The organism is Clostridium sp. UBA4548 (assembly GCF_002387895.1).
In the GTDB taxonomy this organism is placed as follows: domain Bacteria; phylum Bacillota; class Clostridia; order Clostridiales; family Clostridiaceae; genus Clostridium_J.
In genome coordinates this window covers 67,434-93,884 of sequence record NZ_DGLI01000044.1, presented here as the reverse complement: position 1 = coordinate 93,884, position 26,451 = coordinate 67,434, and the positions used below count along the sequence as shown (strand labels likewise).

Below are 26,451 nucleotides of genomic sequence, written 5' to 3'. Positions count from 1 at the left end.
GTAATACACATGTCACAAATTTTTGATACTATAATAATTGGTGGAGGTCCTGCAGGATTATCAGCTGGATTATATGCTGCAAGATCAAGAATGAAAACGTTAATAATTGAAAGAGCGAAATACGGTGGTCAAGCAACTACTACTGATGAACTAGAAAACTATCCAGGTTCAATTGAAGATTGTACTGGAACTTCATTAAGCCAAAGAATGAGAAAACAAGCAGAAGAATTCGGAACTGAATTTGTTAAAGATGAAGTTGTAGAAGTTCAACTTGAAGGCGATGTAAAAGTTATAAAATGTAGAAAAGGTGAGTACCAAGCTAAAACTATCATTATTGCAACTGGTGCTACTCCAAGACTTGGTGGATTTAAGAATGAAATCGAGTTAAGAGGAAAAGGAGTATCATACTGTGCAACATGTGATGCTGACTTCTTTACAGATTTAGATATAGCTGTTATTGGTGGAGGAGACTCTGCAATAACTGAAGCTATATATCTTGCAAAATTTGGTGAGACAGTAACAGTAATTCATAGAAGAGATTCTTTAAGAGCTGCTAAATCTCTTCAAGAAAAAGCTTTCAACAATCCAAAAATCAAATTCATATGGGATTCAGTTCCTCTAGAAGCTAAAGGAGAAGAAATATTAGAATCTTTAGTTATTAAAAATGTTAAAACAGGTGAAGAAAGCGAATTACCTGTAAATGGATGTTTTGTATTCGTTGGATATTTACCTATTTCAGAATTGTTTAAAGGTAAAATTACAATGACTGAAAGAGGAGACATCATTACTGATGAAGAAATGAGAACTAATATACCAGGGGTTTTTGCAGCTGGAGATGTTAGAGAAAAATCATTAAGACAAGTTATAACTGCTGCTGCTGATGGAGCTATTGCTGCTACAAATGCAGAGCATTATATAGAAGGAAACTTACACTAAAATTTCAAGTTACTGATTAAACAGTAATAATTATGGAAAATATAAGCATTAGGTAAACTATGCAATTATGTTATGAAAGGTAGGTAATTACAATGTTAGAATTAAACAAAGACAATTTTGAAGCTGAAGTTCTTCAAAGTGATAAACCAGTATTCGTAGATTTTTGGGGAGACAAATGTGAAATTTGTATCGAATTAATGCCAGGAGTTCATGGTTTAGAATCAAAATACAGCGATAAAATTAAATTTGCTAGCTTAAATATTGGTGGAGCTAGAAGAGTGGCAATTGGACAAAAAGTTTTAGGGCTTCCAACAATGAAAATATACAATGGTGGAGAGTGTGTTGCTACAATTACTCCAGATAAGATTGCTACACTAGATGATATCGAAAACTTTATTAAATCATACTACGAAACAGTATAATTAAATGCTTATAAGACGAGGAGGATATACCTCCCGTCTTTTAATAAACTTAAATAAACCCATATATTCTAGGAGGTGAATGTTTTGCGTCTAGAGATTGGAAACATTATAATAAAAGATCTTCAATTCGGACCAGAAACAAAAGTTGAGAATGGAGTTCTTTATGTAAACAAAGAGGAATTACTAAAAGAAGTATCTGGAGATGAAAGAGTTGCTAGCATAGATTTTGACATAGCAAAACCAGGTGAGGAAGTTAGAATAATTCCTGTTAAGGACGTAATTGAACCAAGAGTAAAAGTTGAAGGAAATGGTGGAATATTCCCAGGTTTCATCAACAAAGTTGATACAGTAGGATCAGGAAGAACTCATGTATTAAAGGGAGCTGCAGTAGTTACTACTGGAAAAATCGTTGGATTCCAAGAAGGTATCGTTGACATGTGCGGAGAAGGTGCTAAATATACACCATTCTCAAAAACAAATAACTTAGTAATTATTTGTGAGCCAAAAGAAGGAATACACCAACATGATCATGAAGAAGCTGTAAGAATGATAGGATTTAAAGCGGCTACTTATCTTGGAAAAGCTGGTAAAAATGTTGAACCAGATGAAGTTAAAACTTTCGAAACATTACCACTTTTAGAGCAAGTAAAACAATACCCAGAATTACCAAAAGTAGTTTATGTTTACATGCTTCAAACTCAAGGCTTACTACATGATACATATGTTTATGGTGTAGATGCTAAGAAAATAATACCAACAATTATTTACCCTACAGAGGTATTTGATGGAGCTGTTGTAAGCGGAAACTGTGTATCTGCTTGTGACAAGAACCCAACTTATGTTCATATGAATCATCCAATAATTACAGATTTATATGAGAGACATGGAAAAGATTACAACTTCTTAGGTGTGGTAATCACAAACGAAAACGTGTACCTTGCAGATAAAGAAAGATCTTCAAACATGGTTGCTAAATTAGTTGAATTCATGGGAGCAGATGCTGTTATAATATCTGAGGAAGGTTTTGGAAATCCAGATGCCGACTTAGTTATGAACTGTAACAAAGTAACTGCTAAAGGAATAAAAACCGTACTAGTAACTGATGAGTATGCAGGACAAGATGGAATGTCTCAATCATTAGCTGACTCAACTCCAAAAGGAGATGCTGTAGTAACTGGTGGAAACGCTAATGAAGTTGTTATATTACCAGCTATGAAAAAAATCATTGGACACATCGAAGCTGCGGATATCATTGCTGGAGGACACGTAGGAAGTTTAAGAGAAGATGGAAGCATTGAAGCTGAAATCCAAGTTATTACTGGAGCTACAAGTGAAGTAGGATTTAACTACTTAACAGCAAAAGGATACTAAAATAAAACTATTATACAAGGAAATATAAATTTCTTATAAAAAGGAGATAGAATTATGTTACAAGGAAAAAAAGCCATTTGTATAGGCGATAGAGACGGAATACCAGGACCAGCTATTGAAGCTTGTTTAAAATCAGCAGGAGCAGACGTAGTATTCGCATCAACAGAATGCTTCGTGTGAACAGCTGCAGGTGCAATGGATCTGGAGATCCAACAAAGAGTTAAAGATTTAACAGATAAATATGGCGCTGAAAACATGGTAATTGTTATCGGTGGAGCTGAGCCAGAAGCTTCTGGATTATCAGCTGAAACAGTAGCAGCAGGAGACCCAACATTTGCTGGTCCTTTAGCAGGCGTTGCTTTAGGATTATCAGTTTTCCACGTTGTTGAGCCAGAAATTAAAGATGAGTGTGATGAAACAGTTTACGATGAGCAATGTGGAATGATGGAAATGGTTCTTGACGTTGAAGAAATAATTAAAGAAGTTAAGACTGTAAGAGATCAACATTGTAAATATCTTTAATTTGCAAATAGATAAATTATAAATTGAAATAATAATTGATCTGAAGGAATCTAACCTTTCTGTAGGTCAATTCCCATGAAAGGGGGAAAAACGCATGTTAAAAATTGTTCATTATATAAACCAGTTCTACGCTGGAATAGGCGGAGAAGAACAAGCACATATTAAACCAGAAGTTCGTGAAGGTTTCGTAGGACCAGGAATGGGATTAAATGGTTTACTACAAAAAGAGGGTGCAGAAATAGTTGCAACTGTTATATGCGGAGACTCTTACTATGCTGAGAACACAGAAGAAGCTCAAAAAGAAGTATTAGAAATGGTTAAAAAGTACAGCCCAGACTTATTTATAGCTGGACCTGCTTTTAACGCTGGAAGATACGGTGTAGCTTGCGGAGATATATGCAAAACTGTTAAAGAAGAATTAAACATTCCAGTTTTAACAGCTATGTATATAGAAAACCCAGGTGCTGATATGTACAAGAAAGAAGTACATATAGTATCAACTAGAAACAGTGCAGTTGGTATGAGAGATGCTCTACCAAAAATTGCAGCATTAGCAACTAAATTAATGAGAAATGAAGAAATAGGTTCTCCAGCAGAAGAAGGATACATCGAAAGAGGTATCAGAAAGAACTACTTTGCTACAGAAAGAGGATCTAAGAGAGCTGTTGACATGCTTGTTAAGAAGTTAAAAGGTGAAGAGTTTGTAACAGAGTTTAAAATGCCTGACTTCGATAGAGTAGAGCCAAATGCTCCAATAGTAGATATAACTAAAGCAACAATTGCTATAGTTACTTCTGGTGGTATTGTTCCAAAAGGAAATCCAGACCACATAGAATCTTCTTCAGCTTCTAAAATTGGTAAATACGACATTGAAGGAATAGATGATTTAACATCTGAAAACTTTGAAACAGCACACGGTGGTCACGATCCTGTTTATGCTAACGAAGATCCAGATAGAGTTATTCCAGTTGACGTATTAAGAAATATGGAAAAAGAAGGTAAAATAGGTAAATTACACAGATACTTCTATTCAACTGTAGGAAACGGAACAGCTGTTGCTTCTTCAAAGAAGTATGGTGCTTTCGCTGCTCAAGAGTTAATAGCAGACGGTGTAGATGCTGTTATACTAACTTCTACATGAGGAACTTGTACACGTTGCGGTGCAACGCTAGTTAAAGAAATAGAAAGAGCTGGATTACCTGTAGTACACATGTGTACAATTACTCCAGTTTCACTAACAGTTGGAGCAAATAGAATACTTCCAACAATAGCAATTCCTCATCCACTAGGAAACCCTGCATTAAGCAAGGAAGATGAATATGCATTAAGAAGAAAGCTAGTTGAGAGAGCTCTTAAAGCATTAGAAACTCCAGTAGATGGACAAAAGATTTTTGAATAGTTTATAAACTATAAAATCTTAATTTAAAATATAATAAATAATTAGGGAACCATAAGTTCCCTAATTGTTTATTAAAGTTATTAGGTGCACACTGCATAATGTATAATTCTCTTAATAAAAAATATTTAAGAATTATATATTCTGAATTGTGCATGATATATAATTTATTGCACATTAAAAAGGGAGGTTGAAATATAATGAATTTTCCAGTACTTAAAAAAGCATCATACATTTTAGTTAATACTCCAGATATGGTAATACATAATGGAACAACTCAAACTTTAGAGAGAGAGACAAATCCAAACTCTGAGTATTTACAAAATTTAAAAAATCATTTAAGACCATTTGAAGAAGTTGTTGCATATGCGCCAAACCAAACTTATATAGGTAACTTAACTCCAGAGCAATTAAGTGAAATGCCAAGACCATGGTATGGAAAAAATGCTGACAATGCAGATAGATTTGGTAAGTTTGGCGAAGTTATGCCACAAGACGAATTCTACGGATTAATGAAAATATCAGATGTGTTTGATCTTGTAATACTTGAAGCTGCCTTTGCAGATGCTGTAAGAGAAAAATTAGTTAAACATCCACTTATAGCTGCAAAAGCAGAAAAAATTGTAGGAGATAGCATTGAAAAAGTTCAAGAGTTAGTTAATAACTCTGGTGCAGAAGGTTTATATCAAGATGGCAACTTAGTTGGATGTGTAAGAAGAGCACATGAGTTTGATCCAAACCTTTCAGCTCACTATATGTTAGAAAACTTAGCTGTAAAAGCTTCAGGTGTTTTAGCTGGAATGCACTTAATAAACAACTTAGATATACCAGTAAATGAAATAGAGTATATCATTGAGTGTTCTGAAGAAGCAATTGGAGATATGAATCAAAGAGGTGGCGGAAACATAGCTAAAGCTATTGGTGAAGTAGTTGGATTAACAGGAGCAACAGGAGCAGATATGAGAGGCTTCTGTGCAGGACCAACTCACTCTTTAATAACTGCTGCTTCATTAGTTCAAAGCGGAATCTATAAAAATGTTGTAGTAATTGCAGGTGGAGCTACTGCTAAACTTGGAATGAATGGAAGAGACCACGTTAAGAAAAACATGCCTGTTCTTGAGGATTGTTTAGGTGGATTTGCTGTACTTGTTTCTCAAAATGATGGTGTAAGTCCAGTTTTAAGAACAGACGTAATAGGAAGACATACCATAGGTCATGGAGCTTCTCCACAAGCAGTTTTAGAGGCATTAGTTCTTGATCCACTAGTAGCTAATGGATTAAAGGTTACAGATGTAGAGAAATATGCACCAGAAATGCAAACTCCGGATATAACTGAACCAGCAGGAGCTGGAGATGTGCCAACTCAGAACTATAAAATGATAGGTGCTTTAGCAGTTAAAAAAGGCCAGCTAGATAAAAAGGAACTTCCTAACTTCATTAAAAAACATGGATACCCTGGATATGCTCCAACACAAGGACACATACCATCAGGAGCGCCAATTATTGGACATGGAATTGAACACATAAAGAATGGTGTATTAAATAACTTTATGATAGTTGGAAAAGGAAGCTTATTCTTAGGAAGAATGACAAACCTTTTCGATGGAGTATCAATACTAGTAGAAAAAAACACTGGAAAAGTTGAAAATAATAGCGGAATAAGCAAAGAGGAAGTTAAATCAATGGTTGCAGATGCAATGAAAGATTTTGCTACTTTCTTAACGAATGCAAATCAATAATTAATTATTTTAATTTATTAATGGACATAAAATAATTCGTTAATAATAAAAGAGAAGAATTAATTATTTAAAAGCTGATATTTTTATAATTATACTATACTCCCTTTTAAACAAAGGGGAGTATAGTAAAGAAAAGGGGTGTACACATGAGCCAAGATTCTACTAAAGCAATGATTGCTGAAGTATTTAATGATATAGCTAATGGAATAAAAAGCGGACAGTTCAAGAAAAAAGTTAGAATAGGACTGACTATATTAGGTTCTGAACACGGCATCGAAGAGATGGTGAGTGCTGCTGAGCTTGCTAAAGCTAAGTATGGTGATTTTGATATAGTTTTAATCGGACCAAAGGTTGATGGAGAATTTGAAGTTGTGGAAGTGCAAACTGCAGAGGAAGGTCATAAAAAAATGACTGCAATGCTTGAAAATGGAGAGTTAGATGGTTGTGTTACTCAGCACTTTGATTTTCCAATTGGAGTTTCAACTGTAGGTAAGGTTGCTACTCCAGGCAGAGGTAGAGATATGATTATAGCTACTACTACTGGAACTACTTCAACAAATAGAGTTGAAGGAATGGTTATGAATGCAATATCAGGAATTTCAGTGGCTAAAGCTAATGGAATAAAAAATCCAAGAGTTGGAATTTTAAATCTTGATGGCGCTAGACAGGTTGAGAGAATATTAAAAGAAGTTCAAGACAATGGATATGACTTTGAATTTACTCAGTCTTTAAGAGCTGATGGTGGAGCTGTAATGAGAGGTAATGACCTTTTAGCTGGAACACCTGACGTTATGGTTTGTGACTCTTTAACTGGTAACCTACTTGTTAAAGTGTTCTCATCTTTTACTACTGGTGGAAGTTATGAAACTGTGGGAGCAGGTTATGGCCCAGGAATTGGGGAGAACTATGATAAACTAGTTAACATAGTATCAAGAGCCTCAGGGGCACCACTTATTGCAGAAGCTTTAAGGTACTGTGCTACTTGTGCTGAAAATAAAGTTTTAGATATAGCTAGAGATGAGTTTAAAAAAGCTAACAAAGCTGGATTAAAAGAAGTTATTGAAAAAACAATTAAGAAAGCTGCTAAGACAGAAGTAGCAGAAGAAGTAAAAATGCCTGCTAAAAAAGTTGTTACATACTCAATAGCTGGAATAGATATACTTGAGCTTGAAAATGCTTGCAAAGCACTTTGGAAAGAAGATATTTATTCCGAAAGTGGTATGGGATGTACAGGACCAATAGTTCTTGTTGCAGAGGAAGATTCAGAAAAGGCAATGGAAATATTAAAAAAAGCCGAATATATGGCATAATGAATTAGCTGGGCATAATTTTGTCCAGCTAATTTATTTTATTGAACTACAGTTATAAAGTGCTAAAAGTAATTATATATTTAATCATATTATGATAAAATATAGCATATTAATAAGGGTAGTAGTTATTAAAGTAAAATTAAATGGTATTATGTATAAATTCTAAGGTTTTTACTAAAAATATTAGAGAAAAAAATTAAAAAATTATCTTATTAAGAAGGAATTTTACACATCGTGTAGAATAATACATTGTTGGGACTTAAAGGTTTCTAAATTATAGGAGGTAAGAATTATGAAAATGAAAAAAATAGTTGCAATGTTAACTACAGTTGCAATGACAGCTTCACTATTAGTAGGCTGTGGATCAGCAGATAAAGGCGGAGACACTAACAAACCAGCTACTGGTGGAGACACAAAACAAGTAATAGTAGGACTATCAACTGATGAAGGTGGTCTAAACGACAAATCATTTAACCAATCTGCAGATACAGGAGTTAAAAAAGCAGTACAAGATTTTAAAGTAAAATATACTCCTATTGAGTCACAAAAGAAAGAGGATTATCAACCAAACCTACAATCACTTATAGATGATGGTTCAAATCTTGTAATTGCTGTTGGATTCCAAATGGCTGATGCAACAAAAGCTGTTGCAGAAAACAATAAAGATGCTAAAATTGCAATTATAGACTCTGTAGTTGAACAGCCAAATGTTGCTTCAATTACTTTCAAAGAGCATGAAGGTTCATTCTTAATGGGAGTTATTGCAGGAAAAACTACAAAAACTAACAAAATTGGTTTTATAGGTGGAAAAGATTTTGATACAATAAATAAATTTGAAGCTGGTTTCGCGGCTGGAGTTAAAGCAGTTAACCCAAAAGCTGCTGAAGGTTTATTAAGTCCAGATGGAAAAACACCTGGAACAACTGTAAAATATGCTGATTCTTTTGCTGATACAAACAAAGGTTATGAGTTAGCAAAATCACTATATGAAGGTGGATGTGACGTAATATATCATGCTGCTGGTGGTGTTGGTATCGGAATGTTCAAAGCTGCTAAAGAATTAAAAGATTCTGGAAAACAAGTTTGGGCAATCGGAGTAGATATGGACCAAGCGGTTTCTGTTCCAGAGTATGCTGATGTTATTCTTTCTTCAATGATTAAGAGAGTTGATGTTGCTACTTATAACGTATCAAAATCAGTAGTTGAAAACACATTCAAACCAGGTCATCAAGACCTTGGAATTAAAGAAGGTGGAGTAGGTATGGCTGAAACAACTTCAAAAAATACTGCTGAAGATGTATTAAAGGCTGCAAAAGACTTTGAAAAACAAATTTTAGATGGTAAAGTAGTAGTTCCAGCTACTAGACAAGGCGCTAAAGATTACAAATAAATCTTTACGACATAATTCGAACATAGTATAATTGAAGCTAGATGTTTACTCATCTAGCTTTTTTTGAAGAATAGGAAGGCAATATTTCTTAAAAATAAAAAAAGTTCTTCCTATTGTTCAAAAAAAATGTATAATAAATACATAACTGCAATTATCGAATCTTCTACTATCATAGGTTAATCTTTAGGTAATTTGTTTAAGGAGGAAGGGAAATGGAAAAGGTAATCGAAATGAAGGGAATAACCAAAGTTTTCCCTGGCACTGTAGCTAATGATAACGTTAACTTTGAATTACTATCAAGTGAAACTCACGTTTTGCTTGGTGAAAATGGTGCGGGAAAAACTACCTTAATGAATATCCTTTATGGTCTTTATCAACAGGAAAAAGGGGATATTTATGTAAAGGGTCAGTTGGTTAGAATTACTAATCCTAATGAAGCAATAAAATTAGGAATAGGTATGGTTCATCAGCATTTTATGCTAGTGCATAATTTCACTGTAGCAGAAAATATTGTACTAGGAACTGAACCTAAAAAAGGCATTTCAATTGATATGAAAACTGCTATTGAAAATGTTAAAAAGTTATCTGAAAAGTATGGCTTTGCTATCGATCCAAATGCTGTAATTGAGGATATATCTGTTGGTCAACAGCAAAAAGTAGAAATTTTAAAAGCCTTATATAGAGGCGCTGAAATTTTAATTCTTGATGAGCCAACAGCAGTTTTAACACCACAAGAAATTGAAGAACTTGGGAAAATAATTCATAACCTAAAGAAAGAAGGAAAATCTGTAATATTAATTACTCATAAGCTGAAAGAAGTAATGAGCATGAGTGATAGAGTTACTATTATTAGAAGAGGTAAAGTAACTGGTACAGTAAAAACTAAGGAAACTAATATTGATGAATTAGCTGAATTAATGGTAGGAAGAAAAGTAAACCTTGTAGTAGATAAAAAAGAGGCTAGTATAAAAGGCGATATACTAACCATTGAGAACTTATGTACTAACGACCACAGAGGAATTGAAGCAGTTAAAGACCTAAGTTTAACTGTAAGAGGTGGAGAAATATTAGGAATTGCAGGAGTAGATGGTAATGGACAGTCTGAATTCTTAGAGGTTTTAACCGGACTAAGAAAACCGACAAAAGGTAAAATACTGTTAAATGGAAAAGATATATATGGTAAGTCACCTAGAGAAATAATTGATTCTGGTATTGGACACATTCCAGAAGATAGACATAAAAGAGGGCTTATACTTAAATATTCACTTTTTGAAAACTCTATATTAGGAATCCATAGAAACAAGCCTTTTAGCAAAGGTATAGTAATGGATTATAAAGCGATTAAAGAGCATTGCGATAAATTAATAAAAGAGTTTGATGTTAGAACTCCTAACAATGAAGTTTTTGCTTCAGCGTTATCTGGCGGTAACCAACAAAAACTAATTGCTGCTAGAGAAATATCAAAAGATCCAGAGTTACTTATTGCAGCACAACCAACAAGAGGCCTTGATGTTGGAGCTATAGAATATATTCATGGTAGACTTGTTGAAGAAAGGGATAAAGGTAAAGCAGTTTTATTAGTTTCACTAGAACTAGATGAGGTTTTATCACTTTCAGATAGAATAGCAGTAATGTATGATGGCAAAATAGTTGCCGTGTTAGATAGAAAAGATGCAGATGAACAAAAGCTTGGAGTATTAATGGCAGGCGGAACTTTGCATGATGTTAAGGAAGGAGTTGTAAGTAATGAACAATAAAGGAAAGCAGATTTTAAGTTCTTTACTCTTTCCCTTATTAGCTATTGTGGTATCCTTTTTCGTGTCCGTATTTTTTGTAATGTGGGCAAAAGGCTATCCAATAACTCAGTATTTTTCAGCATTAAGTGATTTGATAGGTACTATATGGAAGGGAAGTTTTGGTACAACTAGAAACTCTATGACTACCCTTGCTGAAATCACACCTCTAATATTTACAGGGGTTGCCAATGCAGTTGCGTTTAGATGCGGTTTATTTAATATAGGTGTAGGTGGACAATTTGTTTTAGGTATGCTTGCAGCAGCTTTGGTCGGAACAATACCAGGTCTATCGCCAGTAATTCATATACCTCTTATCATTATTAGCGGTATAGTAGCAGGTGGACTTTGGGGTTTTGTGCCAGGATTCCTTAAGGCAAAGTTTGGAACAAGTGAAGTTATTAATACTATAATGATGAACTACATATCACTTGCGGTAGCAAACTATGTTATACTAAGAACTCGTTTTGGGGTTCCAGGAAAAGCTAGCACAGCAACAATTGAAAACAGCGCAAAGTTTGCAAGATTTATGACTACATCTCAAGCTAATGTAAGTATATTCCTTGCTATTGTAGTTGCTATATTTATGGCTTGGTTCCTTTGGAAAACAACTACAGGTTATGAAATAAGAGCTGTTGGAATAAATCCTCTTGGAGCAGAGTATGGTGGTGTAAATGTTTCAAAAAATGCAGTTTTAGCTATAGTTTTATCAGGAGCTATAGCGGGACTTGGAGGAGCAACACATGTAGCTGGAGTTACACACTTAGCTCAAGATTTTATGGTGTTACCTTCCTATGGTTTTGATGGAATTGCTGTTGCTCTACTAGCTAAAAACAACCCAGTGGCTTGTATTGCATCTGCAATACTATTTGGAGCGCTTAATAGTAGTTCAAGAGCATTACAAATAAGCGGAATTCCAAAACAAATAGTATTTTTAATTCAATCTATAATAATAATTTTTGTAGCTACAGATTATATTGTAAAATATTTCAGTGATAAGAAGAAGAAAGGGGCGATAATGAATGAGTGATTTTAATTTAATTTCATTATTAACTGCTACCTTAAGAATAGCTACGCCTCTGATTTTTGCAGCACTTGGGGGTGTGTTTTCTGAAAGGTCTGGTGTTGTTAACATAGGACTTGAGGGGATGATGACAATTGGCGCATTCTTTGCAGTTTATGGAACTTTTATAACAGGAAACCCAGTTATAGGTATGGTATTTGCTATGGTAGCAGGTGGCTTACTTGCACTTGTTCATGCAGCATTAAGTATAAATCTTAAATCTGATCAGGTTATTTCAGGAACTGCAATAAATTTATTTGCAACAGCTTTGGCCAGTTTCTTAATATTTATATTATTTAATGGTAAAGGTGGTCAAACGGATATTGTTAAGGAATTACCGTATAATTTACCTCAGGGAATTTTAAATATTCCATTTATAGGTGAGCTTTTAGGCGGATTAAACTGGTTTGTAATAATTGCCATAGTTCTTGTGTTTGTTTCTCATTATGTTCTATACAAAACTCCAATTGGACTAAGAATTAGAGCTGTTGGAGAACACCCTAAGGCAGCAGACACTCTTGGTATAAATGTATACAAGGTTAGATATTTATGTGTAATTTTATCTGGAGTTTTAGCTGGACTTGGTGGAGCTGCTTTATCTCTAGGAATCACACCATTATATAGAGAGGGAATGGTTGCTGGACGTGGATTTATTGCTTTGGCAGCAATGATATTTGGTAACTGGAAGCCTTTTGGGGCACTTGGAGCATGTTTGCTATTTGCTCTTGGGGAATCATTCCAAATAATAGCTCAAGGCTTTTCTTGGACAGTGCCAACAGAATTCTATTCAATGATTCCTTATATTTTAACTATGCTTGCTCTTGCTGGGTTTGTTGGAAAGACAAATGCACCAGCAGCAAGTGGGTCACCTTACGAAAAAGGTTCAAGATAAAAAATGGCTTCGGCCATTTTTTTTATTTTAAAAGTAAGTTTTGCACATAAAATAACAAATGCATCATATTAATTTATAAAATAATATTTTAAAATTTTCAAATAATTTGAATACAAATCTACTAAACCAGTATATAATATAATATATAGTAATTTATTATGAGGTATTATATAACACATTTTATTGGGGTGATAAAATGAATGTAATTGGTATTAATGTCTGTAATGGAGGCTGGCTTGGAGTAAAACTTTCAAATAGCTGTTGGAGTATAAGAATTTTTAAAACCATTGATGAGCTTATAGATGTATGGAAAGATAGTGATTTATTTTTTGTTAGTATTCCTATGGGGTTTTTAGAGGGGTCGGTAGAAGAGAGAAAATGTGATATAGAAGCTAGAAAACTTCTTGATTCTAGTCATTTAGATTTGCCGGCTGTTCCTTGTAGGGAAGCAATTTACTGTAATAGTTTTGGAGTTGCTAATATTGTTAATAAGAGACTTACAGGCAGAAATGTTTCAACTAGATTATGGGATGTTATAGAAAAAATAAGAGAATTAGATAATTTTTTATTGAATCATATTGAGTACAGAGATAAGTTTAAGGAAAGTAATTGTGAGATTGGTTTTTTTGTTCTTAGCGGCAGGTTTATGAGGAATAGCAAAACTGTTTTAGCGGGTTATAAAGAAAGAAGAGATGTATTACGAAAGGTTTACCCCAATGTTGATGAGATTTTAGACTACAGCATAAAAACTTTTAGAAGAAAAGATGTTAAAACTGAAAACGTTTTAGATGCTGTATGCTTAGCTATAAATGGAATGATAGGGCTTAAAAATGGATTTATACCTATGCCTGAGGAGCCAGAATATGATATAAATAATATTAAAATGCAGATTGAAATACCAAAATCTATTGAATATAGTTACGGTAAAGATGTTATATAATAATATTAAGAAGTATAGTTAAATAAGTTTAAAGGTCACCATAAACTAAAAATGGTGACTTTTTTTATACCCCGCAATAAATATAATTTGTTAAAGGTCCCATTTAAATTGAAATTTGCAACATAAGAAAACTATAGGCATGAATTAACATAAATATAATATATAAATTAAATATTAAGCTTATTAAAGTAAATTATAAGATAATGAGATAATTGTTTTATCTTAGCATAATAAATGTGAAAAATTTATAACTTTTGATTAATTTCAACCTTGATGAAAAAAAGATAAAATTATTTATAAATATGGTATAATATATTAGGTTGTGGAGGTGGAAAAATGCACTTAGATTTTGGATTGAGATTAACTCAAGAACAAAAATTAATTATGACTACGGAAATGCAATTGTCAGTTAAACTTTTGCAAATGTCTTCTTATGAACTTTTACAACATATTAATAATGAGGTGCAAGAGAATATAGTTTTAGAATATGCTGATAGCAGTGAGGCTACCTCTAATGATAACAATAATAAAAAAGATTTATTTGATTATAAACAAATGATAAAATACTTAGAGTTTGATAATTATGGGGGGAAAAACTACATATCAAATAATTATGTAGAAGAAATATCACCTTTCACCTTTATTGGGAATAAACCTACTTTAAGCGATTACTTAAAAGAACAGTTATCAGAAAGCAATATAGATTATAAAAAAAATATGATTTGCAACTATTTAGTGGACAATCTAGACTGCAAAGGTTATTTAACCTTGGATCTTGATGTTGTTTGTAAAGAATTATCAATTTCTATGGAAGTATGCGAGTTATGCTTAAGTATTATTCAGCAATTAGATCCTTGTGGGATTGGTGCAAGGAATCTAAGTGAATGTCTTCTTATTCAAATAAAACGAAAAGGACTATGCAACGAAGACCTTGAACAGATAATTTCTAGTCATTTGCAATTGCTGTCGGAAAATAAATATGCTTTGATAGCTAAAAAGTTAAAAATATCACCTATGCAGGTTCAAAAGTATGGAGACTTAATCAAAGGACTAGAACCCAAACCCTCTAGAGGATTCTACACAGGGGATGAGATAAGTTATATATTGCCAGATGCTTATATTAAGAAGGTTAATGATGAATATTTAGTTTTAATGAATGAGGAAATAGTGCCAAAGCTAAACATTAATAGTATATATAAAGAAATAATTGATAGTTCTGATGATAAGGTTGCAGTAGAGTATGTTAAAAAAAAGATTAACAATGCTATGTTTTTAATAAAAAGTGTTGATAACAGAAAGAGAACATTATATAGAGTTATAAGTGAAATAATTAATTATCAAATAGATTATTTTGATTATGGAGAAGAATATATTAAGCCAATGACCATAAAAAATATAGCTAGTAAGCTAAATTTGCATGAATCTACAGTGAGCAGAGCTATAAGAGATAAATATATTTCACTAAATAGTGGTAGAATAATAAAAATAAAAGATTTATTTACTACTGCTATAAATATTAGTAGTGAGCAGTTGTCTAATCAAAACATAAAAAAAATAATTAAAGAAATAATACAAGAAGAGGATGATAAAAAGCCATTATCAGATTCTAGTATTCGAAGTGTTCTTTTAAGCAGAGGCTTGGATATATCTAGAAGAACTATTGCTAAATACAGAGATGAAATGGGAATTAAGCCATCTTCTCAAAGAAAAAGATTTTAAGTTATATAACTACAGAGAAAGATTACAGTGTGGGTTAATAACGTTATAGAAGCATGAAATCTGCAATCTTCTTTAAGCGGCAGTTGCTCAGCTTAGATAAGTTGCTTTGACGTAACAAAGTGTACTTTTATTCAGCAAAAACCTGTTTCCAAATCGGCTCCATAAAATAAACTTATTCATTATTTAATTATATGGAGCCGTGGTAGTTCTAAGATGTTAGCAATTTTAAATTTTTATATAAAAATGTTATTTTAGCCCTTCACAAATAGTGGTAAATATTGTACAATTTATATAGGGATAAAAATTAACCGCAGGGACAAAAATTGTCCAAAGAGGTGAAATATGGAAAACATATTAAAATTACAACAAAAACTTATTCCTGAGCTACTAGAGGTTCTAAAAATAAGATATAAAATCTTAAGGAATATAAAATACTATCAACCAATTGGCAGAAGACTATTAGCTACTAATATAAATTTAAGTGAAAGAGTAGTTAGAAGTGAAACAAACTTTTTAAAGGAACAAAATCTTATAGAAGTCAATACTATAGGTATGTCAATTACTACAGAAGGTGAAGAGGTTTTAAGTGGATTAAAGCTATTTATTCGCGAAATTAATGGTATTCAAGGTTTAGAAAGAGAAATCAAAGAAAAACTCAAGATAAAAGACGTTATCATTATTTCTGGAGATGTGAGAAATGATGAAACTTTACTTAATGAGATAGGTAAGGCTGCAAGTAGCTACATAAAAGATATATTAAAAGATGATATTGTAATATCTCTAACTGGAGGTAATACAGTAAAAAAAGTAATAGATGAGCTAGATAGAATAAGTAAGTTTAATAACATTAAAGTTTTACCTGGAAGAGGTGGAATGGCAAAGGATATTGAAACACAATCTAACACTTTAGTACAAAGGTTTGCTGATAAGCTTAGTGCAGCTTATGAACTTCTACACATGCCTGACAATTTAAGCCACAGTGCTTTTCAGATGTTACTTCAAGAAAATGATATAAAAGAAATTTTTCAACAAATAAGTCATTCTTATATTTTAATTCATGGTATTGGAATTGCAGAAACTGCATGCAAGAAAAGAAACTTACCAGAAGAAATTAAAATTAAAGTAGAAGATAATGGTGGCGTAGGAGAAGCTTATGGACATTATTTTAATATAGATGGAGAAATTGTATATTCTATGCCTTTTGTTGGGATTTCAAAAGAACAGATATCTGAGGTGGAAAACATAATTGCAGTGGCAGCAGGTGTAGAAAAATCAAAGGCTATTATAGCAGTAGAAAAAAATAGAACCAACAGTATTTTAATTACCGATGAAGCAACAGCAAGAGAAATAGTTAATATTTTAAAGGGAAAAATACTACTTGCATAAATCAAGTTATATAAGTAGATTAATTATAAATTTTAGGAGGTAACTTAAATGATAAGAGTTGGAATTAATGGTTTTGGTAGAATTGGAAGAAATGTTTTTAAGGCCTTAGTTGAAAAGTATAGCAATGAGTTAGAAGTTGTTGCAATAAATGATTTAACTAATCCCAAAACACTAGCACATTTACTTAAGTATGACACATTATATGGGAAATTTAATGGTACAGTAGAAGCAACTGAGAATTCTGTAATAGTTAATGGAAAAGAAATAAGAATTTTCGCTGAAAAAGATCCTAAGGATATTCCATGGGGATTGCAAGGCGCAGAAATAGTGATTGAATCAACTGGATTCTTCACTGATGCAACTAAAGCAAAAGCTCATATTGAAGCAGGTGCTAAGAAGGTTTTAATTTCTGCTCCAGCTAAAAATGAGGATATAACAATAGTTTTAGGCGTTAACGAAGAAAAATATGATGCTAGCAAACATCACATTATTTCAAATGCATCTTGTACAACAAACTGTTTAGCGCCATTTGCAAAGATACTAGATAGAGAGTTTGGTATTGTTAAAGGATTAATGACAACAGTTCATTCTTATACTAATGATCAAAAAATATTGGATGCTCCACATAGTGATTTAAGAAGAGCTAGAGCAGCAGCTGAAGCAATGGTACCTACAACTACTGGAGCAGCAAAGGCAGTATCTCTTGTTTTACCACAGTTGAAGGGTAAATTAAATGGTATGGCAGTAAGAGTTCCAACACCAACAGTATCTATGACAGATTTAGTTTGTGAATTAGAAAAAGCTGCAACAGCTGAGGAAATAAATGAAGCTTTCAAAAAGGCTTCTGAAGGTGAATTAAAAGGAATTCTTGGATATACTGATGAGCCTCTAGTATCAATGGATTTTAAAGGAGATGAAAGATCTTCTATAGTAGATGGGTTATCAACTATGGTTATGGATGGAAACCTAGTTAAAGTTGTTTCATGGTATGACAATGAATGGGGTTATTCAAATAGACTAGCAGACTTAACAAAATATGTTGCTGACAGACTATAATATATAATTAGATGAATATATATAAATAACTAATAAAAATCTAGTTCTGTAGCACATTCTACATAACTAGATTTTTGATTTAGTTAATAATTATATTTTAATGACTTTATATTGTATAATAGTGTATTATTATATTAAAGGTTTAAGGAAACCAGTTTAGTTTTATTATAGAGGAAAATTTTAAATAGGTTTCTTAATTAATAAAATAGGAGTGGAATAAAAATGGTATTTAATAAAAAAACTATAGAAGATGTAGCTGTAAAAGGAAAAAAAGTTTTATTAAGATGTGATTTTAATGTGCCAATAGTAGATGGAGTTATAACTGATGAAAATAGATTAGTGGGAGCGCTACCTACTATACAATACTTATTAGAAAATGGAGCTAAGGTAATACTTTGTTCTCATCTTGGAAAACCAAAAGGGGAAGCAAAAAAAGAGCTATCTTTGGAACCAGTAGGAGCTAGATTATCTGAGCTATTAGGGAAGCAAGTTATCTTTGTAGATGATGACAATGTAGTTGGAGAAAATGCAGTTAATGCTGTTAATAATATGACAGAAGGACAGTGTGTGCTTCTTCAAAACACTAGATTTAGAAAAGAAGAGACAAAAAATGAAGAGAACTTTTCTAAGGAATTGGCATCCTTATGTGATGTATTTGTAAATGATGCTTTTGGAACTGCTCACAGAGCACATTGTTCTACTGTAGGTGTAACTAAATTTGTAGAAACTTCAGTGTGCGGATATTTAATACAAAAGGAGTTAAAGTTCTTGGGCGAAGCAGTGGAAAATCCTCAAAGACCTTTTACTGCTATTTTAGGAGGATCTAAAGTATCAGATAAGATAAATGTAATAAATAACTTACTGGAAAAAGTTGATACCTTAGTTATTGGAGGAGCAATGGCATACACCTTCTTAAAGGCTAAGGGATTCAAAATTGGAAACTCTAGAGTTGAAGAAGATAAGTTGGATTATGCTATTGAAATGATGAAGAAAGCTGAGAATAAAAATGTAAAGTTACTTCTTCCTCTTGATCATGTTATAGCTAATGAGTTTTCAAAGGATGCTACACCTATGGAGACAGTAAGTGAAAATATTGAAGATGGATACATGGGATTAGATATTGGACCTAAGACTAGAGAAAATTATAGTAAATGGATTTCTCAATCAAAGACAGTTATTTGGAATGGACCAATGGGAGTTTTTGAATTTGAAAACTTTAGTAAGGGTACAAAAGCAATTGGAGAAGCCATGGCAAAGTGTGGTGGTACTACAATTATAGGTGGTGGAGACAGCGCTGCAGCAGTTAATATCTTTGGAATGGGAGATAAGATGACTCATATTTCTACTGGTGGTGGTGCATCACTTGAGTTCCTTGAAGGAATTGAGTTACCAGGTATAGTTGCGTTAAATGATAGATAATATAGAGGATGGAGGTAAGGTTATGAGAAAGCCAATAATAGCAGGAAATTGGAAAATGCATAAAACTGTAAGTGAAGCAGTATCTTTAGTTCAGGAGTTAAAACCATTAGTGAAGGATGCTAAGTGTGATGTGGTGGTTTGTCCTACATTTTTAAGTTTGCCAGCAGTAATAGAAGCGTGTAGAGATACAAATATTATGGTAGGTGCTCAGAATATGCACTTTGAAACAGAAGGAGCATTTACAGGAGAGGTATCTCCAAAAATGCTTAAGGAGTTAGGGGTAGATTTTGTTATAATAGGACATAGTGAAAGAAGACAGTATTTTAATGAAACTGATAATACAGTAAATAAGAAATTAAAGGCTGCAATTCAGTATGGGTTAAAACCTATTCTTTGTGTGGGAGAATTGTTAGAAGAAAGAGAAAAAGGAATTACACAGGAAGTTTTAGCAACTCAAGTTAAGTTAGATTTAGCTGGAATTTTAAGTGATGATGTGAAAAATATGGTAATAGCATACGAGCCAATTTGGGCTATAGGAACTGGAAAAACTGCTACTGCTGAGGATGCTAACGAAACTATAGGATTTATTAGAACGGTAATTGAAAAAATCTATGGAAAAGATGTAGCAGATAGTGTTAGAATACAATATGGTGGCTCTGTAAAACCATCAACTATAAGAGAGCAAATGGAAAAAGAACATATAGATGGTGGTCTTATTGGAGGTGCTAGTTTAAAAGCACAAGATTTTAGTGCTATTGTAAACTACTAATTTATAAGGGTGGGATAATTTAGGATGCCAAAAAAACCAGTAATGCTTATGATACTAGATGGATTTGGTTTAAGTGATAAAGTAGATGGAAATGCAGTTAGAGCATCTAAAAAACCAAATTATGATAATTTAATAAACAGTTATCCAAGTACTGCAATTTCTGCAAGTGGATTGGATGTAGGTTTACCAGAAGGACAAATGGGAAATTCGGAAGTTGGTCATTTGAATATAGGTGCAGGAAGAATAATTTATCAAGAGTTAACCAGAATATCTAAAGAGATAAAAGAAGGAAGATTTTTTGAGAACCCAGCTTTAAACTATGGTATCGAGAAAGCTATAGAAAATAATTCTTCTTTGCATTTAATGGGTCTTTTATCTGATGGAGGAGTGCATTCTCATATAGAACATGTTAAAGCACTCATAACTCTTTGTAAGAATAAAGGATTAAAAAAGGTGTATGTACATGGATTTCTTGACGGAAGAGATGTACCACCTTCATCAGCGCTACAATTTATTAATGAGTTAGAAAAGCATATGATTAAAGAAGAAACAGGTAAATTTGCTACTATTTCTGGTAGATATTATGCTATGGATAGAGATAATCGTTGGGAGAGAGTTCAACTTGCATATAATGCTATGGTCAAAGGTGAGGGAAGCTATGCGAATACACCTCAAAGTGCAGTAGAACTTGCTTATCATGATAATAAAACAGATGAGTTTGTTATTCCAACAGTGATTCTCACTGAAGGAAAACCTACGGCTACAGTTAATGATAAAGATTCAGTAATTTTCTTTAACTTTAGACCTGATAGAGCTAGGGAACTTACAAGAGCTCTCAATGACAAAGTGTTTAATGGGTTTGAAAGAAAAAGTTTAGATTTAAACTATGTGTGCATGACTCAGTATGATAAAACAATAGAAAATGTTAAAATTGCGTATAGAGCTGAGAGTTATGTCAATACTTTAGGTGAGTATGTAAGTGATAAGGGGTTAAAGCAATTAAGAATAGCAGAAACTGAAAAATATGCTCATGTGACTTTCTTTTTTAATGGTGGTATTGAAGAAGCAAATAAAGGTGAGGACAGAATTCTAGTTCCTTCTCCAAAGGTAGCAACCTATGATTTAAAACCTGAAATGAGTGCTTATGAGGTTACAGATAAAGTGCTAGAAGCTTTAGAAGAAGATAAATATCATATGATTATTTTAAACTTTGCTAACCCAGATATGGTTGGTCATACAGGAATAGTTGAAGCTGCAATAAAAGCAGTAGAAACTGTAGATTATTGTTTGGGTAAAATTGTAAGCAAGGTGTTAGACAAAGATGGAACAGTGTTTATTACTGCTGATCATGGAAATGCTGAAACTATGATTGATTACTCTACAGGTAAACCAATGACAGCACATACTAATAATCTAGTACCATTTGTTTATGTATCAAAGAATGCAGCACCATTAAGAAATGATGGTATATTAGCAGATATAGCACCAACTATGCTTCAAGTTATGGGATTACCTCAACCAGAAGAAATGACAGGAAAATCTTTAATAATATAAACATCATAACTCTTGTGTTAAAGCAAGATTTAACATTAAAGTATAATTAGTTTAGAATTAATGCACAATAGGTGAAGCTTTTAAAATTAAGTTAAACTCAATTGTGCATTAAATTATAAATATAAGTTCAGAATATTTTAAAAGCTAGTACAATTTGAAAATTGTCAGGAGGATTAATTATGAAACAGTATGTAGAAATTATTGACGTTTATGCAAGACAGATATTGGATTCAAGGGCCTTTCCAACTGTAGAGGTAGAAGTAGTTCTTGAAGATGGAACTGTGGGAAGAGCAGCAGTACCTTCAGGTGCATCTACAGGACAATTTGAAGCAGTAGAGTTAAGAGATGGAGACAAGGACATTTATAACGGTAAAGGTGTTATGAATGCAGTAGACAACGTAAATAACATCATTGCTGAAGAGTTAATAGGAATGAATGTATTGGATCAAGTTGCTATAGATAAAACTATGATTGAGCTTGATGGTACAGATAATAAAGGAAAACTTGGTGCTAATGCCATGTTAGGAGTTTCTCTTGCTTGTGCAAGAGCTGCTGCAAGCTATTTAGGTCTTGGACTATACCAATATATTGGTGGAGTTAATGCTAAGGTTCTCCCAGTTCCAATGATGAATATACTAAACGGGGGTAAACACGCAGATAATAACGTAGATTTACAAGAATTTATGGTAATGCCATGTGGAGCATCTTCCTTTAGTGAAGCTCTTAGAATGAGTGCTGAAGTATATCATGCCTTAAAAGGTATATTAAAAGCAAAAGGGCTAGCAACTGCAGTTGGTGATGAGGGTGGTTTTGCTCCAGATTTAGCATCTAACGAAGATGCAATCAAAGTAATCATGGAAGCTATAGAAAAAGCTGGTTATAAAGCTGGAGAAGAAATTTTTATAGCCCTAGACCCAGCATCTTCTGAGTTCTTTGAAGATGGAAAATATAACTTGGCTGGAGAAGGTAGAGTACTTACTCCAGAAGAAATGGCTAATTACTATGTGGAACTTTGTGACAAATACCCAATTATATCAATTGAAGACGGTATGGCAGAAGAAGATTGGGAAGGTTGGAAGCATATCACTGAAAAATTAGGCAATAAAATACAATTAGTTGGAGACGACTTATTTGTTACAAATACTAAGAGATTAGAAATGGGTATAGAAAGAGGCGTTGCCAATTCTATATTAATTAAACTTAATCAAATAGGAACATTAACTGAGACAATCAATGCAATAGAAATGGCATCTAGAGCTGGCTATACAGCAGTTGTTTCTCATAGATCAGGAGAGACTGAGGATACTACTGTAGCAGATTTAGTTGTGGCAATGAATGCAGGTCAAATTAAAACTGGTGCACCAGCAAGAAGTGAAAGAGTAGCAAAATATAATCAGTTATTAAGAATAGAAGAAGAACTTGGTGAGATGGCTGAATATAGAGGGTTAAAATCTTTCTATAATATAAAAAGAAAATAATTGATTTGGAGCAGAGAGATCTAAATCTCTCTGCTTAATTTATTGTAAAAAGATTATTACTATGTTAAAATAAAGTATATTCTTGTAAAATGGCAATAATGTTGCAAGGGGGTGTACATATGATGTTAAAGGTGCTTATGGCAGTACTTGTTATATCAGCATTGGTTGTTATTGGCTCCATAGCTTTACAACCAAGTAAAACCAATGGATTAAACAGCTTAATGACTGGAAGTTCTGAAACTTTTTTCTCAAAAAATAAAACTAAAACTCGTGAAGCTTTTTTAGCTAGGGTAACAGTTATTTCATCAATTATATTTGCGTTATCTGTTATTTTAATAAACATACAAATAGGCTAGAGTAGTTATTACTACTTTAGCTTTTTATTTTCAATTATGATATTTTATAGCTAATGTATAACTATAAATTTAATCTTTTATCAAATTAGCTAAGGTTATTCTGTTTGTAAGTGCTGTTGAGAAAAAAGTATTTGAATAAAATAAATATTCTGTATTTACACTTTAAAACATTAAACTTATAATAAAGGTATAAATTGAACAAAAGCATGAGTTTTAGGGGGATTAACTATGGGAGAATTTAAATCTAAGTTTGAAAGTAAAGAAATGGATTTTTTGTTTGAAGGTATAGCTAGTTTAAAAACTAAAGAAGAGTTTTATAAGTTTTTTGAAGACATATGTACAATTAATGAAATAAAAGCTATAGAACAGAGATTACAAGTTGCTAGAATGTTAATGGAGAAAAGAACCTATCTAGATATAGCAAGTACTACAGGAGCAAGCACAGCAACAATCAGTAGAGTGAACCGATCTTTAAATTATGGTAACGATGGTTATAAAATTGTCTTTAATAGAATTAAGTGGACAGAGGACTAATTTAAAAGCTACATTAATATATTGTATAATTTAAGTATTGGAACTAAATTTAAAAGCGACACTGTCGCTTTTTTGTTTAATCTAAGTAAAATATGATATAATTAAGGATAGTGCAAATTTAAACTAAATATAGTTTAAGTTAGGAGTGATTTAAATGGATTTAAAAAAATTATTAAATAAAGAGCAGTATGAGGCAGCCATTAATGTAAATGGACCATTATTGATATTGGCGGGTGCAGGATCAGGAAAAACAAGGGTTTTAACCTATAGAATTGCACACATGGTAAAAAACTTGGGAATATTTCCATCGCAAATATTGGCAATAACTTTTACCAATAAGGCCGCAGGTGAAATGAAAGATAGGGTGAGGACTCTTGTAGGTGACGTGGCAGATAATATGTGGGTGTCTACCTTCCACTCTAGCTGTGTAAGAATACTAAGAAGAGAAATAGATAAATTAGGATATAATAAAAACTTTACAATCTATGATACCTATGATGCAAAAACATTGGTTAAGCAATGTATGAAAGAATTAAATATTAATGAAAAGGATATTACAGACTCTGAAATTATAGGGAAAATATCTTCATCAAAAAATAATATGATTTCTGCAGAAGCTTTTAAAAAAGAGAATGAAGGAGACTTTAGAAAGAATAAAATTGCAGATGTGTACACCCTTTATCAAAAAAGACTTAAAGCTAATAATTCACTGGATTTTGATGACCTTATTTTCTTAACTGTTAGACTTTTAAAAGAACATACAGATGTAAGAGAATTTTATCAAAGAAAATTTAGATACATAATGGTTGATGAATATCAAGATACAAACAAGTCTCAGTATGAACTTGTAAAACTTTTAATCAATGAAGAAGAGAATATTTGCGTGGTTGGTGACGATGATCAATGCATTTATGCTTGGAGAGGAGCTGACATTACTAACATTTTAGATTTTGAAAAGGACTTTCCTAATGCGAAAGTAGTAAAACTTGAGCAAAATTACCGTTCAAAATCTAATATTCTTCAGGCTGCAAACATGGTGATTAAGAATAATGCTCAAAGAAAAGAAAAAGAACTTAGAACTGAAAGTGAAGCGGGAGAAAAACTAAAGGTATATAGAGGGTTTAGTGACATCGATGAAGGAAGTTTCGTTGCTAGTGAAATTAAAAGATTAATAAAAGAAGAGGGAAGAACATTAAATGACTTTGCTATTCTTTATAGAATGAATTCACAGTCGCGTATATTTGAGGAAACCTTTAGAAGAGGTGAAATTCCCTATAAAATCGTGGGGGGACTTAAATTCTACGATAGAAAAGAAATTAAAGACATTATGGCTTATTTAAAGCTAGTAAATAATCCTCTTGATGATATTAGTCTAAGAAGAATAATCAATGAGCCAAAGCGAAATATAGGTGATACAACTGTAGAGAAAGTTCAAACCTTTGCCAGTGAAACAGGAGATTGTATGTACAATACTTTGTTAGATGCTGAATTCATACCAGGCATTTCTTCAAGAGCGGTTGCATCAATTAATAAATTTACAGGATTAATAAATAGTTTTATTGCTAAGGCTGATGAAACACCTATATCAGAGTTAATTATGGATATTTTAGATGAGAGTGGCTACATGAATATGCTAAAAGGTTCCAAGACCCCTGAAGATGAGAGTAGGATTGAAAACCTTAAAGAGCTAGTTTCAGATGCAGTTGCTTTTGAGAAAGAGTCAGAAGATAAGTCATTAGCTGCATTTTTAGAAAAAGTTGTTCTAGTTTCTGATTTGGATAATTTAGAGGAAGAAGAAAATTCGGTGGTAATGATGACCGTTCATAGTGCTAAGGGATTAGAGTTTCCTGTAGTATTTTTAGTTGGTATGGAAAATGGAATATTCCCTGGAATGTCTTCTCTTAACAGTTTTACGGAGATGGAAGAATCAAGAAGACTTTGTTATGTTGCAATAACAAGAGCGAAAGAAGTGCTTTATATAACTTCTGCTGAACAAAGAATGGTATTTGGTAGAACTGTTGCTTATTCGGTGTCTGATTTTGTAAGTGAAATTCCACCAAGCTTAAAAGAGTTGGTTGGTGGAAAGTCACGAGCTGTAAATGTCCTAAAGAATACAGGAAATAAACCATCCTATAATAATCCACACACCTTGAAAAATATGCAATCAAATTATGCTAAGGAAGTAGCTACTTCTATAATAAATAGTGGTGACAAAAAAGATACTATAGTAGTGGATGAAGTTACTATAGGGAGAAAGGTTAAACATAGTAAATTTGGAGTTGGGACAGTGGTTTCGGTATCAGGAGATAATGCTGACGTTATCGTAACTATTGCTTTTAACAGTATGGGAATTAAAAAACTTATGTTATCATCAGCGCCATTAGAACTTTTGTAGCATTAGAGGGA

The 26,451-nt window shown here is 32.7% G+C and carries 22 protein-coding genes; all 22 read left to right on the top strand.

Annotated features, from left to right (window positions below; genetic code table 11):
• Positions 1-9: 9 nt before the first annotated feature.
• The 22 genes from trxB (at position 10) to pcrA (ending at position 26,440) form a co-directional block, all read left to right on the top strand.
• Positions 10-936, top strand: a complete 927-nt coding sequence (trxB, locus tag B3040_RS15910) for a thioredoxin-disulfide reductase (RefSeq protein WP_017416818.1) — start codon at positions 10-12, stop codon at positions 934-936.
• A 92-nt stretch (positions 937-1,028) separates the two neighbouring features.
• The gene (locus B3040_RS15905; RefSeq protein ID WP_021281494.1) at positions 1,029-1,358 is read left to right on the top strand and encodes a thioredoxin family protein; all 330 of its coding nucleotides are present in this window, start codon (positions 1,029-1,031) and stop codon (positions 1,356-1,358) included.
• 84 nt (positions 1,359-1,442) lie between these two features.
• Positions 1,443-2,729, top strand: coding sequence for a glycine/sarcosine/betaine reductase component B subunit (locus B3040_RS15900; RefSeq protein WP_291575296.1), 1,287 nt, complete (start codon positions 1,443-1,445; stop codon positions 2,727-2,729).
• A gap of 54 nt (positions 2,730-2,783) precedes the next feature.
• Positions 2,784-3,251: a glycine/sarcosine/betaine reductase complex selenoprotein A gene (grdA, locus tag B3040_RS15895; protein ID WP_082206847.1), complete on the top strand. Its 468-nt coding sequence runs from the start codon at positions 2,784-2,786 to the stop codon at positions 3,249-3,251.
• 94 nt (positions 3,252-3,345) lie between these two features.
• Positions 3,346-4,650, top strand: coding sequence for a glycine reductase complex selenoprotein B (gene grdB / locus B3040_RS15890; RefSeq protein ID WP_291575291.1), 1,305 nt, complete (start codon positions 3,346-3,348; stop codon positions 4,648-4,650).
• 197 nt (positions 4,651-4,847) lie between these two features.
• Positions 4,848-6,386: a glycine/sarcosine/betaine reductase complex component C subunit beta gene (grdC, locus tag B3040_RS15885; protein ID WP_291575285.1), complete on the top strand. Its 1,539-nt coding sequence runs from the start codon at positions 4,848-4,850 to the stop codon at positions 6,384-6,386.
• A gap of 146 nt (positions 6,387-6,532) precedes the next feature.
• A complete protein-coding gene (gene grdD, locus B3040_RS15880; protein ID WP_291575283.1) occupies positions 6,533-7,696 on the top strand; it encodes a glycine/sarcosine/betaine reductase complex component C subunit alpha in 1,164 nt (387 codons plus the stop codon).
• A 292-nt stretch (positions 7,697-7,988) separates the two neighbouring features.
• On the top strand, positions 7,989-9,086 hold the full coding sequence (locus B3040_RS15875; protein WP_291575280.1) for a BMP family lipoprotein: 1,098 nt from the start codon (positions 7,989-7,991) through the stop codon (positions 9,084-9,086).
• 212 nt (positions 9,087-9,298) lie between these two features.
• Positions 9,299-10,843 carry an ABC transporter ATP-binding protein gene (locus tag B3040_RS15870; protein ID WP_291575277.1) on the top strand — a complete coding sequence of 515 codons (1,545 nt, stop codon included), beginning with the start codon at positions 9,299-9,301 and terminating at the stop codon, positions 10,841-10,843.
• The gene (locus tag B3040_RS15865; RefSeq protein WP_291575274.1) at positions 10,833-11,909 is read left to right on the top strand and encodes an ABC transporter permease; all 1,077 of its coding nucleotides are present in this window, start codon (positions 10,833-10,835) and stop codon (positions 11,907-11,909) included. The genes B3040_RS15870 and B3040_RS15865 overlap by 11 nt, the downstream gene beginning before the upstream one ends.
• Positions 11,902-12,834: an ABC transporter permease gene (locus B3040_RS15860; protein WP_291575269.1), complete on the top strand. Its 933-nt coding sequence runs from the start codon at positions 11,902-11,904 to the stop codon at positions 12,832-12,834. The genes B3040_RS15865 and B3040_RS15860 overlap by 8 nt, the downstream gene beginning before the upstream one ends.
• Before the next feature lie 196 nt (positions 12,835-13,030).
• Positions 13,031-13,774 (top strand): DUF429 domain-containing protein, encoded by a 744-nt coding sequence (locus B3040_RS15855; protein ID WP_291575267.1) that lies wholly within the window; start codon positions 13,031-13,033, stop codon positions 13,772-13,774.
• A gap of 336 nt (positions 13,775-14,110) precedes the next feature.
• Positions 14,111-15,493, top strand: a complete 1,383-nt coding sequence (gene rpoN / locus B3040_RS15850; RefSeq protein WP_291575265.1) for an RNA polymerase factor sigma-54 — start codon at positions 14,111-14,113, stop codon at positions 15,491-15,493.
• A gap of 342 nt (positions 15,494-15,835) precedes the next feature.
• Positions 15,836-16,879 carry a sugar-binding transcriptional regulator gene (locus B3040_RS15845; protein ID WP_291575263.1) on the top strand — a complete coding sequence of 348 codons (1,044 nt, stop codon included), beginning with the start codon at positions 15,836-15,838 and terminating at the stop codon, positions 16,877-16,879.
• 48 nt (positions 16,880-16,927) lie between these two features.
• The gene (gap, locus tag B3040_RS15840) at positions 16,928-17,935 is read left to right on the top strand and encodes a type I glyceraldehyde-3-phosphate dehydrogenase (RefSeq protein ID WP_291575255.1); all 1,008 of its coding nucleotides are present in this window, start codon (positions 16,928-16,930) and stop codon (positions 17,933-17,935) included.
• A 222-nt stretch (positions 17,936-18,157) separates the two neighbouring features.
• On the top strand, positions 18,158-19,354 hold the full coding sequence (locus tag B3040_RS15835; RefSeq protein WP_291575252.1) for a phosphoglycerate kinase: 1,197 nt from the start codon (positions 18,158-18,160) through the stop codon (positions 19,352-19,354).
• Positions 19,355-19,376: 22 nt separating this feature from the next.
• Positions 19,377-20,123 (top strand): triose-phosphate isomerase, encoded by a 747-nt coding sequence (gene tpiA / locus B3040_RS15830; protein ID WP_291575250.1) that lies wholly within the window; start codon positions 19,377-19,379, stop codon positions 20,121-20,123.
• Between the two features lie 24 nt (positions 20,124-20,147).
• The gene (gpmI, locus tag B3040_RS15825; protein WP_291575248.1) at positions 20,148-21,677 is read left to right on the top strand and encodes a 2,3-bisphosphoglycerate-independent phosphoglycerate mutase; all 1,530 of its coding nucleotides are present in this window, start codon (positions 20,148-20,150) and stop codon (positions 21,675-21,677) included.
• Between the two features lie 179 nt (positions 21,678-21,856).
• Complete coding sequence (gene eno, locus B3040_RS15820; RefSeq protein WP_291575242.1) at positions 21,857-23,155, top strand: phosphopyruvate hydratase; 1,299 nt, start codon at positions 21,857-21,859, stop codon at positions 23,153-23,155.
• Between the two features lie 119 nt (positions 23,156-23,274).
• Positions 23,275-23,511, top strand: coding sequence for a preprotein translocase subunit SecG (gene secG / locus B3040_RS15815; protein WP_017416738.1), 237 nt, complete (start codon positions 23,275-23,277; stop codon positions 23,509-23,511).
• 228 nt (positions 23,512-23,739) lie between these two features.
• Complete coding sequence (locus B3040_RS15810) at positions 23,740-24,045, top strand: YerC/YecD family TrpR-related protein (RefSeq protein ID WP_017416737.1); 306 nt, start codon at positions 23,740-23,742, stop codon at positions 24,043-24,045.
• Between the two features lie 154 nt (positions 24,046-24,199).
• Entirely contained in the window at positions 24,200-26,440 is a 2,241-nt protein-coding gene (pcrA, locus tag B3040_RS15805; RefSeq protein WP_291575239.1) for a DNA helicase PcrA, read from the top strand.
• Positions 26,441-26,451 lie beyond the last annotated feature (11 nt).

Coding starts and splice junctions, on each gene's coding strand:
- B3040_RS15835 (WP_291575252.1), top strand. CDS start 18,158: ATGGTATTTAATAAAAAAACTATAGAAGATGTAGCTGTAAAAGGAAAA.
- B3040_RS15810 (WP_017416737.1), top strand. CDS start 23,740: ATGGGAGAATTTAAATCTAAGTTTGAAAGTAAAGAAATGGATTTTTTG.
- B3040_RS15865 (WP_291575274.1), top strand. CDS start 10,833: ATGAACAATAAAGGAAAGCAGATTTTAAGTTCTTTACTCTTTCCCTTA.
- B3040_RS15845 (WP_291575263.1), top strand. CDS start 15,836: ATGGAAAACATATTAAAATTACAACAAAAACTTATTCCTGAGCTACTA.
- gpmI (WP_291575248.1), top strand. CDS start 20,148: ATGCCAAAAAAACCAGTAATGCTTATGATACTAGATGGATTTGGTTTA.
- grdC (WP_291575285.1), top strand. CDS start 4,848: ATGAATTTTCCAGTACTTAAAAAAGCATCATACATTTTAGTTAATACT.
- B3040_RS15870 (WP_291575277.1), top strand. CDS start 9,299: ATGGAAAAGGTAATCGAAATGAAGGGAATAACCAAAGTTTTCCCTGGC.
- pcrA (WP_291575239.1), top strand. CDS start 24,200: ATGGATTTAAAAAAATTATTAAATAAAGAGCAGTATGAGGCAGCCATT.
- B3040_RS15855 (WP_291575267.1), top strand. CDS start 13,031: ATGAATGTAATTGGTATTAATGTCTGTAATGGAGGCTGGCTTGGAGTA.
- trxB (WP_017416818.1), top strand. CDS start 10: ATGTCACAAATTTTTGATACTATAATAATTGGTGGAGGTCCTGCAGGA.
- B3040_RS15860 (WP_291575269.1), top strand. CDS start 11,902: ATGAGTGATTTTAATTTAATTTCATTATTAACTGCTACCTTAAGAATA.
- rpoN (WP_291575265.1), top strand. CDS start 14,111: ATGCACTTAGATTTTGGATTGAGATTAACTCAAGAACAAAAATTAATT.
- grdD (WP_291575283.1), top strand. CDS start 6,533: ATGAGCCAAGATTCTACTAAAGCAATGATTGCTGAAGTATTTAATGAT.
- secG (WP_017416738.1), top strand. CDS start 23,275: ATGATGTTAAAGGTGCTTATGGCAGTACTTGTTATATCAGCATTGGTT.
- gap (WP_291575255.1), top strand. CDS start 16,928: ATGATAAGAGTTGGAATTAATGGTTTTGGTAGAATTGGAAGAAATGTT.
- tpiA (WP_291575250.1), top strand. CDS start 19,377: ATGAGAAAGCCAATAATAGCAGGAAATTGGAAAATGCATAAAACTGTA.
- B3040_RS15875 (WP_291575280.1), top strand. CDS start 7,989: ATGAAAATGAAAAAAATAGTTGCAATGTTAACTACAGTTGCAATGACA.
- B3040_RS15905 (WP_021281494.1), top strand. CDS start 1,029: ATGTTAGAATTAAACAAAGACAATTTTGAAGCTGAAGTTCTTCAAAGT.
- eno (WP_291575242.1), top strand. CDS start 21,857: ATGAAACAGTATGTAGAAATTATTGACGTTTATGCAAGACAGATATTG.